The following is a 17,228-nucleotide window of genomic DNA, read 5'->3' as shown; positions in this document are numbered from 1 at the left end:
TAAAACACTACATCATTCCATAAAAATTTCCTTTCATTCCATAAGGATACAAACAATCCATCCGTTTGCCTGAAACGCAAAAAAGGGCGATCGTCAGATCGCCCCTACTTCGTTTATAACGCTATTGTTTTACCGTCATTAACGTTAAATCAGCTTATGCGCATACCACTTCTTGCCGCGGAAACGCCACAGGAAGAGTGCTCCGCGCACACCCCACTCGCAGTTCATGGCCAGCCAGACACCGAGAATTCCGAAGCCCAGCACAATGCCGAGAATGTATCCGAGAATGACCCGGAACAGCCACATCGTCATCATCGAGGTAATCGAGGTAAACTTGGAATCTCCCGCAGCCCGGAGGGCGGACGGCAATATAAAGCTGATAGCCCAAAGCGGCACCTGGGCAATGGTATTAACCAGCAGCACCAGGAAGATATCATCGACGATTTCAGGCGGCGGATCGAAAATGCCCACCAACGGCCGGAATAACGGCATCAGAATCAGTCCGATTAACGCGAGAGAAGCAGAACCTAGCCAGAGAAAAGATTTGATAAATTTCCGGGCATCCTCAATATTCCCCCGCCCGATGCACTGGCCCACTACGGTGACGATGGTCAAGGACAATGCACTGGCGGGAATTTGAAACACCATGGCCAGCGAGCCGCTGATCGCGTTGGTCGCGATGGCGTAAGTGCCCAGGCTGACGATAAACACCTGGGTCAACAGCTTGCCCCCATTGAAAAACATCTGTTCGGCCGCGAACGGAACGCCGATGAACATGATTTTTTTAAGCATCGATAACGGAATATGAAAAAGATCGCGGATTCGCAAATGCAGCGTACCGTCCAGTTTAAACAAGTAATACAGCGCGCAAGCGGCCCCCGCATAGCGGGCGATATTTACCGCGAGCGTCATCCCAAGTACACCCATATCGAGGACGTTAATAAAGACCACGTTCAGCAATACGTACAGAAGATTCATGATCAGTGACAGGGCTAGCGACGCACGAGTCTTGCCGACTCCGCGGAGCGCCCCGCAGACCGCCTGAACCACCGCGATACCTACATAGGAGATGCTGCTCCCGATGAGATAAATCCGGGCGCTATCCAGTACGTCCGCCGAGGCTGATCCGAACAGGACATTGAGCACCGGGTTATGAAAGCCCATAATCAGGAGCCCGATCCCCAGGGCCAGCATGGACACTGAACTAACCGTACTCGCTGAAGCCCGGGACACCATCAGGTCATTGCCGCTGCCTTTATACTGCGCAACGACCACCGTCCCCCCGGTAGCCACGGCTACAAACACATTGATGAGGAAAATATTCAGCGAATCGACCATATTTACCGCACTCACAGCCGCCACCCCGGACGAACTGATCATGGCGGTATTCACCAGATTCAATCCGACGATGAACGCCTGGTCGATCAGAATCGGAAGAAATAAAGCTATAATTTGCCGGTAATCCATCGACTCCCCGGTAAAATATTTGTCCAGAAAGCCCTTCTGTTGAAAACGCAAGCGAAGCTGCTTCAAGATCATCACATTCTTTTCTCTAAAATGGAAAAAACCCTTCGTGTGAAGAGCTCTTAATCAGTGTATCGGTTAAATTACGACAAGATATGAATATATCCAGGTCTGCGCCCGATGCGGATCAATACCTGTTTGAAGATATCACTGACCGCAGGTTCTGTCAATGAAGGCGTTCGCTCATCTCATCCCATTTTCGGATAAACAATAGCTCCATCTTCCTCAATGATCGGCATGGCGCCCCATTTTCCAAGCTGGTGTTTGACGAGCTCAGATTCACCTCGGGAATTGTCTATAATGTGGTATACATCCCACCCATTTACCGTAAGCCAGTTGCTGATTAGCAGACGGTGACAACGCGCCGGATGCCTTTCTGAACACATATAAGCGAGATTCATCGAAGCTGCTTTATTCACTAGTTCCTCAATGCCTGCAGAGAATTCCTCGCTCAACGTATAGTCCGCATAATTATGAAAAGATGGATTATTCCATCCCTCGTTCAAACTTGTTCCCACCAGGGACGATTCCCCCCGCCTCCCGCCAAGCTGCGGAAAGTGCTGGTACCCGATATTTCCTCCGGACAGCCATTCTATCATATCTTCTTTCCTAAACTGGGGATGCTTCCTGCTGGCGGGGAAGGCACGAACATCGGCGACAAATTCTATATTGGCAACGCCTAACATTGCGATAAAGTCCTCTTGTGAATGATCGGAATGTCCAATTGTAAATATATTCATTAAGATTCCTCCATCCACAGGTCTCCTCTTATTTAACAACCGTTAAGCCAAAAGCGAGTAAATGGCTTTATGTTCTACATATCCATTGTTTCTGGTAGTGAACCACAAGGCCAAATCAGTCTTGGAAAGTACGCCATAATAAAAAAAAAGCCCGGCAATGCCCACCGGGCCCCTCACACCCGCCACCTGCCTGCGGCTTGTCTGACTTACGCGTACAACGAACCCAATAAACCCTATTTGACCAAAATACAGCCGACTGTGATTCTAAGGAACTTCAGAACCCTTATTCCAAACAAAGGGACACTTTTCATGCCTCAATTTGCTCAATAGCGCCGCTGGAGTTCGTTAAATTTGGTAATGAGCCATTTTCCTGCTAATAAAAACACTACGGTTCGTTAGAGTGAGAAGGCGTGCGTAGTAGAAAAGCAATGTGGCTGGTGGGAGGAGGAGTAATGTGGTACACGGAAATTCCTTACGGACATAGGAGACCTTAACTAGCTGTTTTTTGCGTCCTAAACATTCTAATGGTCACAAGAGCCCTTATTCGCCCGAAAAGTCCATTTTCTTCGAAATTCGGCTCGATTAAGGGCTCTGGTGTCCTTTAAAATAGTAAACCCCCGTTTTGGGAAGGTTTAACGTCTCTCACGTCCGTTAGGATTGTGAGCAGCTGTTACTTTACGCCATAGAGTGAAACGTGAGACTAAGCCGTCTTCATTTTCCAGGCTCCGTCTGTTTCTGGGAACCGACATCGGTTTGATCCTCAGACTCCTGCTTAGTAAATTCCATAACTTTATATTCGATCCCCTTCACGGTAATCACACTTCCGTCAGGAATGGATTGCTCCACGATGACGGTAACCCGGCCGGGATACTGTTCCGGTGTTTTTATTTCCGGTTCGGAAGCGGGATCCGTCCCGGTAGTTCCGGTATTTGTGCCTGTACCTGGAGCTCCTGCATCTGTACCTGAAGTTGCCGTACCCGCACTTGAATTTCCAGTACCAGTAGCTCCAGCACCTGAAGTTCCTGTGCTGTCAGTTTCTGAAGTGTCCGTTGAATCCTTGGTCCCTGTATCAGCAGATTCCGATTTCCCGGTTACCGGGTCCGCTACCTCGCCGGTCGCAGGATCCGTTTTCTTACCTGCCGCCTCATTTCCTTCGGCCTCTCCCTTGCTTCCATCACCATTCTGGGATGGGTCAACTGCATCTCCGTCATCGTTTGCCTCCGAGTTCCCGTTATCGGGAACGCCGGCAGAACATTCGGAGGTGAATTTCAGCATGGACAGCTCCTGCGGCTCTTGGCCCGTTACCTGAATGGACAGTGCGCTTGGATCAAATACTTTGCACTCGGCCAAATCATCGAAAGGGAAAACCAGGCGCGTTTCTGCCTTGCCGTCATCCTTGGTTTTCAATGGCTCGGCAAATACTATAGGTTCCGAAACCGGATCCACCGGATCACCCGCTCCGTCGGTCGTTGCAGGGGGATTATCATCCTTCCCGATCACGCCGGTCTCTTTCAATACCCACAATCCTCCTACGATAACGATCACCAACAAGCAGAGCACTGTCGATGCGGCAACGACGGCCTTCCGATTCTTAACCAATAACCGGCTCAGCGGAGATGACAACTCCAGCTTAGCCTTGTCGAATACAGACCCCAGCGCCTTTCCTGCCTTCGAAAAATAGTTCCGTCGATAATCGCGGCTCTTGAAGGCGGACTTATCATGTCTTTTGAAGTAGGCCAAAATCGCTGAGCCATAGGCAGGAACCAAGCCCCGGGGACGCGAAAAATGCGGGTGCGCTTGAGACCACAGCATAAACTCATAAATCATTTCCTTGTTATCGGCATTTCTGCGTAAATAGTCAAACAGCGCGACATACTCCACAAAGCCCGACTCCGACTCCCGATAGAAGGCTAAGGCAAGTCTATGGAATTCAGAAGGCCTGATCTCGCCCTGAAGCCATCTGCGAACAATCTGTTGAACGCGGTCCACTTCCATCAAGCCTAATCCGTCAAATACCTCAACGTCCGGTTTGTCCTCAGTAAACATCCGGTGGAGAGCGTACAGCATAGCTGCATTACCGCTTAAACGAGTATCCTTCTGATCCCGCACCCAGGCCTTGCCGTCGATCCGGCTCAAGAACTCGGCGCTTAGCAGCTGCTCTTTGGTAAGCCTGTCCAAATCCAATTCGCTTAGCAACGTCCGGCTAGCTGCCCTGGATAAGGTCTCTACCATACCCGAATCCTGTAATGCGCTATCCGCCGGAGAATGGCCCTCAGACCATTTGCCGGTTTCCAGCAAAATCAGATTCACGGCACGAAGCAGCTGCGAATTGCTGCGCAGCATATCCAACAACCGGTTGCGCGCAGCCTCCTGAAACGAAGGGTTGTAAAGCACCCGTGGGTGTTTAGCCCCCCAGGAGTAGGTCAAGTTCAAAATTCCCTTGATATCTCCCGATTTATTGAATTTATCTTGAATATAAGGCTCGAATAAAGCTCTGGAGAGCCCATCGTTAGCCAATATACTCGTAAAGAAAGCGGCATCCAGACCAGGGTGCCCTTCAATCAGCGCATAGAATGCATCGGCCGCATCCCGCCGTTCCTGCAGCAGAGCATTTCTCAAAGCCCGGACGTAATAAGCGATGATCTTATCCTCCTGCCCGGCTCCTTGAATGCTGAAGTAGTCGCGGAAGCATTCCGCTACAGCAAGGTCGGGGATTTGTCCCTGGCTGACCCGGTCAAACTCAAGATCGAAGCGGGACAGGAATAGATCGTTCAGTTCCATCCTAGTTTCCAGGGATCCGGCCGGCTGCAAATAGTCCAGCAATCCCCGCAATACCGCAAGCTTATGATCTTCATACATTGCGTCATCGCCGGACTTCACCTGATAGAATACGGCTAGTTCATGATAGCTGGACAGGGCCGACTTGCGCTCGCTGCCCATTCCTTCCAGCATTTCATCGGCAAAAACAAAGAAATCCTCCAGCCGGTCCCTGTGCTCCAAGCTATTCCAGGCAAGATCGAGGTACGGCTGACGCGACCAATCCAGATCCATTTGTCCGGTCCGTTCGGCAGCCAAATCAAACACAAAGTCTTTCTCGATATTGCGATCATGAGGGCGCAGGCTCCCTTTTTCCACAAACTGAAGATGAATATACTTCTTGTTGGTCGGTTCCTTAGCATAAGTAAGAAAGCCCAGACGTCTGCGGAACTCAAAAGGAAGGCAGGAATACAAAATGTCCAGCAAAGAGAGCGCCTCTTTGGAAATGTCCTCAATAGGGACGTTCAACGAGATATATACTTTCTTTCTGCCCTGGCCCGAAGCGGTCATTACGGCGAACAACAATTGTTTGAAAAGGAGTTCATCCAGACCGAGCCGGGCCAGACGTTCCTTCGCGGAAGCTTGTCCCGCTAGTCCCGCAGCAGCCATGCTCCCTTCCAAGTGCGGAATTTGCGGCAATTCAGGCAGTTCAAGCCCGCGCTCCACATCATACCCGCCTTCAAAGGCGGCTTCGATCAAGGACTTATAATTCGTTACAATCTCCTCGGAGCGTTCTCCGGGGATGACATAGTTATGCGTAAAAAAAGCGCTCCGCAAGCCGGTGAAATCCACCGGCTGGTAAATGCTGCGCCCAAGCACGGTTTCGCCGCCTTCGGCATGAAACAAATGGACGGACTCGGGATACAAGGCTCCGTCCTTTTCGCTGCGGGCAGTAAGTTCGGCAGGCGCATCGTACAAGCAGAACGGATGAAGGACCTTCTTGATGAAGGCTGCTTCAAGACCGGGAGACTTGGCTACCGTATCGAAGCCTTCGGCGGAGCGAAATATGCCCCGCCGCTCCCGGGTGTACATTTGCTGCTGGATGCTTCCTGGAGAGATGGACTTCAATTCGATTCTCTCCCCTCGATGTAATTCAACTGGTACAGCAGCCAGATAAACGGCTCATCCACCCGGATCGGGCTGACTACGCCTTGCAGCTTCTGATCCACCGGATTGCTCCCGAGCGCGGAAACCGCGAAATACGCCGTATTGGTAAAGTACACATCCATCGTGCCTTTAAACGGACGGTCGACTTTCTCGATAAAGCGCCGGATCTCTCCGTCGATATTTTCAAATTCGGCGACATTGAAGCTTTTGCGGTGGACGACATTGTTGAATACGTTACTGTTCGATTTGATGTATTCCCCATCCCCATCGCTCAATGCGCGAAGCATATCGCTCTTGGTCAGGACGACGGCCGTTGGAATATCGGTTTTCCCCTTTTCCTCATAGGCGATGAAATCCCCGAACATCGTCAGCACCACGTCCCGCGGTTCATCGTACTGGGAGACCCATTCGCCCGGCTCCCCGCCGATATTGATGCGGATCTTCTCGCGAATCGAGCGGATTTGCAGCGGATCGACCATAAATAGAATGCCGGAGGAATTCTTGATGTGCTGGCCCTGCAATCCCAGATAATCCTGATCCACCATTCCCTCGCCCGCCACATCAAAGAAGACCAGCGTCAATGGCGGCTTCCGGTCATCCTTAAACACAAACTGAAAAATAAACGGCTCCTGCATCTTCTCTTTCTGAGTCGAAGCGAGCAGATCTCCGCGTTCGAACAACGGCTCCTCGTACATACTGCGGAACTTCCGGCTGATCTCCGCATTCAGCGGCATACAGGCCGCATCGAAGTGATCCGCCGTCGTATTCTGAAGCGTATGAATCAGAGAAGTCATATACACCGACTTCCCGACCTGCGAAGCTCCGATGATGGAGATGATGTTGCTCGGCACTTTGCCGGCGGTAACCGGAAGCTCGTTATGGCAGTGCGGACATAACCTCCGGCGCGTGATGATCCCGTAGCGGTCATTTAGCCCGATCAGCACGTGATCCGAATAAATCCGGTGTTCCTCCGGAACCTGATGAGGAGCGATAATCGCCTCCATATCATAGACCGTGTCCAGGCCAAAGCGCTCCCGGTACTTGTTCAACGCTTCGTCCTCGCCCAGGGCGTAGTCCTCGTCGTCCTCCCGGTGATGTGCCGCCCGGAACACTACTTCCTCCGGTGAAAACTTACTGAAGCAGTAAGGACAGACAATATCGTAGAATAACGGCCGCGGCGCGGCCTGTGGTTTCTTCTTGAACATCTCGAAAATGCCCATGGTTCATTCCTCCTTCAGGCTCTGCGATTACTCCGCGATGAGCTCATACAATTGTCCGTATTTGCGCCCATCCGTAAAGAACAGCCGGACGTAATCGCCTTTGCCCACCTCGATGACAGGCAGAACGTTTCTCCCCGGAGCAAAGTCCTGCAGAAAATGATAGACGGTCCCATCCTCCTTGCCTGCCGGATACCCGCCCTGTTTCTTGACGTAACAGAGAACATCCTTACCGAGCGCCGTCTCCGTCATCACTTGAATTTGAATGCTTTTATATTTGCGGAACAGGCTGTTCTTCTGCGTAACAGAGTAATAAATCCGTGCTCGGCCGGCATTCATCACCAACCGGTTCTGCCCGTCCTGCTGATGGATCAGCTGCAATTCGTCGTCTGCCGTCAGGCATCCGTATACCGTATATAATACGCGTCCAATTCCGTCCAGACGCTCGCGATAGCCGCCGTTCGCCTTGTATTCCTCCCGCGTGTAGAGCTTCAAGTCCGTTTCCGCCGGCAATGTATCCAAGGAACCGTCTGCGGGGCCTTTGTGAATATACACCGCCTGGACTCCCTCCGGCCAACGCCATCGCAGGCATATCCAGTCTTCATCCAGACTGTAGTTCATTTCCCGAATTAACGGAGTTGACGGTGCCGCATCGATAACCCGCATGTTCTCTTCAACCTCCCTTGCTCTAGAATCCCCGGTTGACTCCGTCCCGCGGCCGTTCCCCGATGCCGTTGCTGGCCGGGGAGCTATGCCCGTTCCGACGGCGCCCGGATATTCTGCCTTGGTTCTCTTTTACAGGCACCACCAGCGTAAACAGGGCAATAACCCCCGCCAGCAGCAAGCAGGCCAACAGGCGGACGATTACATCAATAAACTCTTCTCCGGACAATCCGAATTCCAGAAGCAGCCCCGCCAGGATTCCTCCCGCCGCGCCGCCGATGCTGAAGCTCTTGGCCAGATACCGGTTATCAAACATAATGCCGAGCCCTAATCCGATCACCGCGCCGATCAGAAGGATCGATAAGATTCGCAGCGCCATGTAAATGCCGCTATCTTCCATCGGACCTGTCCGCTTCGTTACAAGGGTACGCTCCCCTATGTTGTCGTATATTTTCTGGAAGGCAAAAGTCAGCTGATCCGCTTCGGCCACATCCTGATATTGTCCGCCCGTTTGAGAGGCAATTTCCTTAAGCAGAGCGGAGCCTTCCGCATTATCCAATCCCAGACCGATCGCATTGATGGCGATTCCGTCTTTTTTATACTCGCTGAGCGCATTCGCCGTATCCACTTCGCTGTATCCGTCCGACAGCAAAATTACCAGGGTTCCCCGGCTAGAGGAGTTTCGCGATTTAATCTGGTCCATCGCTTCAGTCAGAGCCAGATCAATGTTCGTCCCCCCCTGCATCGGCTCAAGGCCGTCCAGTCTGGAGAACACTTCTTCCTTTACTCCTTGATCCTTCAGTCTCACAAAAGGCTGAATCAACTGGACCCTATCGTCAAATACGATGATGGCCGCCTCTTTATCCTGATCCATCTTGTTAATCAGCATTTTGGTTGCCCCGTAACGGCTATTGTCCGGATCGCTGGCCTCCATGCTTCCGGAGTCGTCGATGACAAACACGATATTCTTGACCTGCTTCAGCCCGCCGAGATTCAATTCATAAACGAATTCAAGCGCCAGGCCTACGACGAACACCATCACCAGGGTTGCCGGAACGACCAGCTTCCAAGAAGCGCCTACGTATCGTTGGCGCCAGGAAGACCCGTTTAGCCGCGGCTTGGTCATTTCAGCCACCAGACAGAATACGCCGATGCACAGAGCCAGAATCCCGAAATACAAACCGATGATCACCATGCCGGGCAAATCGCCGGGAAGGCGATTCAGCAGGATTTCGCCGACGACAAAACCGACGGCCCCCCCAACCAGACTGAACAACAACAGGAGCAAATTGATTTTACGCCTCATCTTGTTTGCTTCCTTTCCATTGATTTAATAGTTCTCTCAACGCAGTTCCGGCAGGCTGTCGGGTTGGATACCGTGAAACTCATAACCGTTCGCAAGATAGGTCTCGTAATACACCTTGCCATTGCGGTAATACATCAGGTCCTCCAAATGAAAACCGCCCATCAGGTTCAGCTTCACTACGCCGCTGCTGCGTCTCTCATGAAGGCATCCGAGCTTATAGATCCGCGACGTTTCATCGACGCCAAACACATAACGGACGAATTCACTTTCATAATCCCCGAAAATATACTTCTCTTCATAACGGTGTTCCTGCGTGTAATCATACAGCCGCAAATGGATGGCGGCGCGGTCTTCGAGGGTTCGATACAGCTTCTTGAACAATTCGTCCTTCGAAAGAACTTCCTTATTGCTGTAATCAATCGTAACATTCGAACGCTGCAGCAACTCTTCTTCAAACGTCAGCTTGAAATAGGATGAAGTCAGCAGAGTGTCCCGGCAAACCGAAATCAGTTTCGTCAGAAGGCCCTCTGTTCCGTTATGATCCAGCAGTTCCCGCTGATTACCAAGCATTCTATCTTCAAAAAATACGCCAGGTCCGCGCTTCGCCTTCCATTCGTCGATCACGCGTTTTGTCACCAGCTCGTAGTATTCCATAATATTTTGGCCGATGTAGTCGTCCGCCCAGGTTACGCTCTCCTGCGCCGCCTCTTTCAGCTGGCTTTCCAGGCTTTCCAGTTGAGTGATCTTACCGCCGTAACGCTTATGCAAGGCCTCGACTTCCGCCTCGATCCTCGTGATCAGCTTCAGCTTCATCTCCAGAACCAGCAGGTTCCGCTTTCTGTAATAGACGGTCTGGAACAGCTCCGAGATGCAGGCCCGCAAATTACGCTTATCCATAAACGGCACCCGCTTAAAAGACAAATGATCCACGATTCCTCCGGAAATCTGGTCCAACTCGGCCTTCGCCAAGTCCAGCTCCATTTGCGTTTCCCGGTACAGTGCTTGCAAAAACGGCCTTATTCCGCCGTTCTCTTTATGCTCACCACTCCAGTGAAACAGCTGGAACAGGCCGATAAGCGGGTCAGCAGCCATGCCGGTCCGTACCGCATGATCCAGTTCTTCCGCTACATTCAGCTGTTCCAGCCGCCGCCGGGCTGTTTCTTCGTAGTTGCTTCGGAAGAAGGCGGCACAACCGCCTCCGAACAACGCTTCCTCCGCCTCCCGAAGCGACATTTGACGTATAGCCGCATAGCTGACCTCGTTAGTCATCAGGGCATGCATCTCGGAAATCGCCTCGACATCAGGTACCAGCGTGGATACCCGTTCCTCGATCAATACCGGGTTTACGCCGAACAAAGCCAGCCTCTGCTGCTCGCTTGCCCCCGGGTCCTGTGCCATATCTGTCATCATCTGACGATAGAAGTGATAGAGTACCACCAAGGCAATCGATTGGTTAGGCCGCTTCACCTTGGCTAAGCCAGCCGAAACGTATCCCTGACGACCCGATTGAGTCATGATGTTATTCTTGAACGAAGTGTTGTTGTAGCTGCTATTAGCCGGATCAAAGGCCTGTTCTTTGTATTTCCGGTTCTTCAATAGACTGATATGGCTGATCATTTCATAGCTGCTGTACAGTTCGCCCGCCGACATAATCCCCCGCTCGTTGCGATCCGACAGAACATACACCAGATCAAACAACGGGGCGGCCCGGTGGGTCACCGGAATCGAAAGACCGTCTTCCGTGACGTGCAGATTGGCCGTAAAAGAATAATCCGGCTGCTGCATATAATCGAGCTCCCGCAAGAAGGCCACGCCCGCCGAACTGCCGTAGCCGAACGCCTCCACTTGTTCCCGCTCGCTGATCAAGACGTACAAATCCATCTGCACCGATTTGAACGATTGACCGAGGATCGATTCCGCCAGCAGCGAAAGCTCGGGGACAAACACATTAAGCGGGTCATCGACCCGCGTAATCACAGAGAGATGAATCCGGTCGAAGGAAGAATAGAGCCGGCCGTATTCCGATATACTGCTGCTGACCTGGCGAATAGCCCGGTTTAATTCAAACAATCCTTGCCCATTGCGGTAAAACTCCCGGTACATGCGGGGACGAACCGTCTTCGGATCGTCCCCTCCCCCTATACCGTCGAGAATATGCCTTTTGACCGAAACCGAAGAGCTGCCCTCTGATTGAGCAGATGCCCCTTGTGCGGTCATGACGTGTAAATACATAACCCCTTTGCTGTTATCCCATTTTCGGTCATTGAGTTCCTTGACTACGTCGATCGCCTCCGCGGTCTTGTCGCCAATGAACAGAAACAAAGCGGGATAATGAATGCTGCTCTGATCGTCGCCCTGAAGGGTCAGGCGTTCCTCATTCCGGTCATAATCTATTGCAAATTGCTCCAATTGCTCCTTCATCGCTTACTTCAACCTTTTACGAATATCGTTTAATTGGGCGGCTATTCCCTTGTAGAATTGATACAGTTCCTCGCCGTTAGCCAATTCGATCTTCTCGTATTCCAACGCATCGCGGGCTTCCAGGAAATTCACGGTCAGCTCATCCAGCTTGGACAGCAGCGGCGCGATATCCTCCGAAGCCGTCATTTCCGAAGCACGGCGGGACGCCTTGCGCAGTAAAGTATTCCGGCTCTTCTCATCCAGCCCGCGGAAATGAGTAAACACCTCGTATTCCGCATAGTTCCGGCTCTTCATCAGGTTGGCAAAAGGCTCCCAAGCCTCTTCCTCGGCGTCGCGATCATAGACATAAAGGGCGCCCTTCTTCACAATTGTGCCCGTATACATCGCCTCGATAAATTGCTCCAGCCATTTCTCCTCGTCGCGATATTGTCCGAGCAGTCCTTCCAACCGGTCGGCCATTTCACGAATCGCATTATACTTGGCCAGTTCGCTGCGGACCGTAGCGATCAGTTCCGGAGAGCGAATGAGGTTCTCTTGGGCTAGATCTTCTGTGATACTGCCGAAGATATCTTTACTCGCTGCGACCTCCAAACCGTCGGACAGCAGCCGCTTCAGCTCGGTCAAGGCGGACTTCACCTCGCCCAGATTCGGCTTCGGCGCGTCAAGACGCATATCGTATCCGGCCAGCTTCCGATCCAGATCAAACGGTACGGTCTGAACTACGGCAAACCGGTTGCTTGTATTTTGATCGATACTCTTCTCCACAATGATCTTCAAACTGCGGGCTTCGCCAAACTCGCCGCGAACACGCGCATTGTAGCTCTGCACACGCTGGTTCACATAAACATCGCCCCAGGATTTCTCGGGAATCGGAGAAGGCAGATACGTCCAGTTATTCTTGTCGGTTTGCACCAGATGGCGTCCGATGCCTTCCTTATCGAGAATCGTACGTTCATAGCTTTCTTCGTACACTTTAAGCGGTGTATAGACGAAGAGCGGCACACCGTTGCGGGTGTTAAGCCAGAAGATGCGGTTCTTGACTTCGCTCTCCTTCACCGTGAAGTGGGATTTGCCTACCGCGTTATTCTGATAATTGCGAATCCCCTTCAGAATGCTCGGAGCCTGAACCGGAACCGATACGAAGCCCCAGGCCGGGAAGTTCAAATTCCCGGTGCTGTTCGATAAATGGAACACCGGTACGGCTTCATCGTCCAGCTTGCTCGCAATATTGCGCTCCACAAACTTCTCGATGGATTCATCCTGCCCATACTTAATAATCAGGAATTCCTCCATCGACTTCGTGATCAAATCCCCGAACTTGTCGCTAAGGAAGGAAGAGATCGAGCTGACAATGTCAATTTCCTGCTCCTTGATCCACTGGTTGGAGTGGTTCAACAGCTCCGTCGAGAAATCGCGGATCAGATCGTCCACGTCCTTCTGCTCCATCAAATTATTAACGACCTTGGAGATATCGGGAACGCTGACGATGTTCCAATAGTACGTTTTGTTCCCCTTATGATCGGACTGCTCCTCCCCGTTAATGAGGATGTCTCCGTTCTTGGCAAAAATAGAGCTGAGCGCGTTCAGCACTTCCGTAAATACGTTATAAATCCGGTTGTTTTCCGAGTTAAGCAATTCGTAAAGATCCTCGTAGAACTCGATCAATTGCTCCGTGCGCTCCGTATCGGCATGGAGCCAATACTCATTGATTTTCGCTTCGATATAGAAGTTCTTCTTCTTATCCTTGGATACGAAGGCGCTCTTTGCGTCGCTCAGCTTATCGGCAGCCTGCTCTTGCGCCGCTTCGATCTCGCGAGGAATGCGCAGCAGATTCTCCCGCAGCGCTTCAATGTAGGACAGAAGCATTTTTAGCAGGCAGAAGCCTTTCTCCGTATAGACCAGCCGGGACACGTAGAACGGCCCTTGCTCCGGATGAAGAAACAGCCGGCGGACCTGATCGCGGAACTGCTCCATGATTTCGCCGGGAAGCTGCTTCTTCGCCTTGATGTATTCTTCGCGGGCCCGTGCCAGGAAATTCTGCTCCAGCTCGGTATCGATATTTACCACCTGCGATTTCACCACATTGGCATGGCTAAGCCGTTCGCTGTTCTCATAACCGGGAAGCGGCTCGGGAACGCGCGATTCGAAGGTTTTGGCCATGCTGTCGAGGTCGATCCCCAGCTTCCGGGCAAATTTCTCCACGTCCTCCTGGTTCGGAGCCTTCTCAAACATGCCTTCCATCTTGTCAAACAAACGGTAAGCCAAATACGTCGTCATTTCTTCGATCGGAAGAACCGCCGACGAAGCGCCGATAATGTTGTATTCGTAGTTGGCGGGATAGATTTTGTTCATCTGCGCGATATTCGTGCGAATGTTACTGATGTAGTCGTGGATGGCAAATTCCTCTCCGGATTGCTTATCCTCACTGGCCATAAAGTTCGTGATATTCTCGGCCGTCACGTTCATGCAGTAATCGTAGGCATTCTCCAGCAGCTTACCTTCCGTATTCGTCGCCGAGATCAAATGGCAAAGATTAAACGGCGGCAACGGGGAATTCACGGTAAGAATGTTGCCGTACTGCTGTTTGAACCGCTCGCCGCGGCTATCCACGTTCATCCAATAGTCCAGTTCCTTCAGCGCGGCATACCCGTTCTTCTTAATATACTCCCGGGTATGCTCGCTCAGGCTCTTGTTCGAAAGGTTGATATCCGGGGTGAACAAATATCCGAGCGTATTCACCCGGTCGATGCCCGCTGAGCCGTGATCGCGCTCGATGATGCCCCGTACGATATAGGCGATGTCCAGGAAGCAGCCGCTGCCGGTTCCGCCGGATAAGCCGGTAAGGAGGAATACCATCAGCTTCTTGTTGGTGCCGACGGACAACGTCTTGATCTTCTTATCGATGGCTTGCACCACTTGGGTAATCTTCGTAAACAGCAGCAATCTTCCGGCCTGGCGCACGCCAGCAGCGCCGTTCATCCCATCGGTGATGCTTAATTCAGGCGACAGCCATTCCGTAATGTAAGGTTCGAGGATACTGCGGTTTTGCAGTAATCCGCCGATTTCGGCATTCGATAACAACACGAATTCATTGATCGGGTCGAGGCCGATGCCTTTATATTTCTTGGTCCGGTCCTGTTCATTCGTTTCAAATGCCAGGAACTCTACATTGTCCGGCTTTTCCCGCTTTTTCTTGGAAAGCGGATCTTCCGGGAGCCGGAACCGCCGGTTAATCTGGTATTTCAGCCGCAGCAGCGCATCGATCCCCGTGCCGCCCAAACCGATGATCAGCATCGGGTTGTCGATCGTGTCGACCCGGATCTTATCACTGACAATGCCTCCGCCTAATGAAACGTCCAATTGTTGAATATGTTCTCTTACTACGGGCTTCATATGTGTTCCCCCTATTCGCTTTTAGAACAACCCTTACACGAGATATTCGATAAAAATCGTTTTGTCCACACTGCTCAGCGGGAGGGTGATACGATCCCCGCCTTTCAGCTCATAGCCTTTGCTTGCGTCGATGGCACGCCCCGACTTTTCGATCGTTCCGGCGGTGCCGCTCGTTATGATGATCCGGTCATTGCTGCCGGGGGTGAAGACGATTCTTTCCGTCTCCTTCAGTTCAGGCGCCAGCTGCAGGAGCTGGTGAAGATTAAATTTGCCGCGGAAGGCGGTTAATTTCTTGTACTGCGGATAAGACTTTTCGTTTGTATTCTCATCGCGGATTTCGAGGACGATTTGTCCCACAAAACCGCGGTTGTTCTGCTTCACCTTCCGGAATATGAAATATCCCGCACTTAGCAATACAAGCGCAGCCGCTACGCTCAACAGGACCGGCATCAGTGGAAAAGACTTCTCCTCTTCACCCGTGCTTGGCGAGGAGGCCGGTGGAGTCGCGGCTGAACCTGCCGGCTTGGCGGTTATTTTGACGGGAGGACTCTCGCGGTAAAAGCTCTTCTCCTCCGCCTTCACCACCAATTCATATTCATGCTTGTCAGGAATCTTGTAGGTTCCTTCAAATTTGTCGCCCTTATTGTCCAATTTGATTTCTTCCGTCTTACCGGAATCGAGATCGGTCACCTTCAGGACCGCAGCCATATTCTTATACATTTCGTCGTTGGCCAGCTTCTGTCCGTTACTGGTCAGATAGGAGGAAATAGCGACTTCATCTCCCGGTTTGTAGCTTGTGGAAGGCAAGGGCTCCATGGCCAGTTCCAGATCGTAATTGAACACGAGATTTATATCGATTTTGTCTTTCGATGTTCCCTTGACCTTCAGTTTCCAATCCCCTTCGCTTGGGGACAACAGCTTGAGCAAGGTATAGCTCTTCGATTTGGTAACCACCACGTCGCCTGACGGAATCGCTACCGCCTTTCCGGAAGGGTCGACGAGCTCCGTCTCCACCGGCTTGGACGACATGATAGAGATATTCGCTTCCAGTACGTTGGCGTTCGGAACATTGACGGTAACCTCTTGAAAATTACCGGTACCCGTCATACTCTGGATCGGTACGATTTTCAGCTTCAGATGACTGGCAAAGATCTCGCTCAAAATTTGCGGCAGATCCTCCGCCGAATTGGTGGAGAAGGATTTGGCCGCGGTTTTGTCGGACAGGGCAGCCAAAGCCTCTTTATTTAATTTGCCGTCGGCGTTCAGCCCGATCGTGTAGATCGGAATCCCCGCCTGCTTGGCCTCTTCGACCGAAGCATTCAATTCCTTATCGGATTCACTCTGTGTTCTGCCCGAGTTTTTGTCAAAATCGTTATTCCCGTCGGCCAGAACGACGATCATCGGATCGTGGTTCGGGTCGGCACCGTTCTGAAGCACTTTGATCGCTTCTTTTACACCGACCGCAATATCCGTGTAAGGCCCTCTGTCCAGGCCGTCGATAAATTGCTTCAAGTCCTCTTTGTCGCCCGGAGTCTTGATTTCCAGCAGGGCCTTTTCTCTCTGGATTTTATCGGTAAAGGCGACGATGCCCACTCTGTCGCCATTAACCGACAGCATATCGATAAACATCTTCATGGCTTCATTACCAATTTTATTAGTATCGCTCGTATTCATGGAGTTGCTGACATCCACAACAAGCACGGCATCGATCTGCGAGGTCTGTCCGGCGGCATAAGCCCCCGGCAAACGGAAGCTGAAGAGAAGCAACATCAGCGATAATGCGAGCAGCAAACTGCGAGTTTTTATTTTTCTTTGGAACATGTGTAGTACTCCTTTACTGAAAAATCGTTATGTTATTGCCGCTGCATGATTTGACAAATCTCCCCCTAAGATCTGCCAATGCTATGCCAATATGATATAATTAACGCCTGTAAAGTTCAATTATTTTAAAGGTTGTTCAAAAAGACATCTTTCCACGACGAAGCAGAACATGAAGCGGATTCGACGTCGAATCTTGAATTCAGCCGGGCCTTCCGTTGC

9 protein-coding genes are annotated in these 17,228 nt (G+C 51.5%); all 9 read right to left on the bottom strand.

From position 1 onward, the window contains the following. Positions 1-144 precede the first annotated feature (144 nt). The 9 genes from KJS57_RS08330 to KJS57_RS08290 all read right to left on the bottom strand — a co-directional run bounded on the left by KJS57_RS08330 (position 145) and on the right by KJS57_RS08290 (position 17,009). Positions 145-1,539, bottom strand: a complete 1,395-nt coding sequence (locus tag KJS57_RS08330; protein WP_211022541.1) for an MATE family efflux transporter — start codon at positions 1,537-1,539, stop codon at positions 145-147. Positions 1,540-1,712: 173 nt separating this feature from the next. Then, positions 1,713-2,264: a DUF488 domain-containing protein gene (locus tag KJS57_RS08325; RefSeq protein WP_213654396.1), complete on the bottom strand. Its 552-nt coding sequence runs from the start codon at positions 2,262-2,264 to the stop codon at positions 1,713-1,715. 711 nt (positions 2,265-2,975) lie between these two features. Continuing rightward, a complete protein-coding gene (locus KJS57_RS08320) occupies positions 2,976-6,149 on the bottom strand; it encodes a GAP1-N2 domain-containing protein (RefSeq protein WP_213654395.1) in 3,174 nt (1,057 codons plus the stop codon). Continuing rightward, the gene (locus tag KJS57_RS08315) at positions 6,146-7,408 is read right to left on the bottom strand and encodes a TRAFAC clade GTPase domain-containing protein (RefSeq protein WP_213654394.1); all 1,263 of its coding nucleotides are present in this window, start codon (positions 7,406-7,408) and stop codon (positions 6,146-6,148) included. Before KJS57_RS08315 ends, KJS57_RS08320 begins: the two co-directional genes overlap by 4 nt. 27 nt (positions 7,409-7,435) lie before the next feature. Continuing rightward, on the bottom strand, positions 7,436-8,071 hold the full coding sequence (locus KJS57_RS08310; RefSeq protein ID WP_213654392.1) for a beta-mannanase: 636 nt from the start codon (positions 8,069-8,071) through the stop codon (positions 7,436-7,438). Between the two features lie 22 nt (positions 8,072-8,093). Next, a complete protein-coding gene (locus tag KJS57_RS08305; protein ID WP_213654391.1) occupies positions 8,094-9,374 on the bottom strand; it encodes a vWA domain-containing protein in 1,281 nt (426 codons plus the stop codon). A gap of 36 nt (positions 9,375-9,410) precedes the next feature. Continuing rightward, complete coding sequence (locus KJS57_RS08300) at positions 9,411-11,795, bottom strand: transcription initiation factor TFIID (protein WP_213654390.1); 2,385 nt, start codon at positions 11,793-11,795, stop codon at positions 9,411-9,413. 3 nt (positions 11,796-11,798) lie between these two features. Continuing rightward, the gene (locus tag KJS57_RS08295; RefSeq protein ID WP_211022390.1) at positions 11,799-15,188 is read right to left on the bottom strand and encodes a tubulin-like doman-containing protein; all 3,390 of its coding nucleotides are present in this window, start codon (positions 15,186-15,188) and stop codon (positions 11,799-11,801) included. Positions 15,189-15,221: 33 nt separating this feature from the next. Further along, a complete protein-coding gene (locus tag KJS57_RS08290) occupies positions 15,222-17,009 on the bottom strand; it encodes a vWA domain-containing protein (protein ID WP_213654389.1) in 1,788 nt (595 codons plus the stop codon). Positions 17,010-17,228 lie beyond the last annotated feature (219 nt).

Origin of the sequence: Paenibacillus vini (assembly GCF_018403325.1) — a bacterium.
GTDB lineage: Bacteria > Bacillota > Bacilli > Paenibacillales > Paenibacillaceae > Fontibacillus > Fontibacillus vini.
Note: the sequence above shows the minus strand (reverse complement) of the source record. Positions and strands in the feature narration are given on the sequence as shown.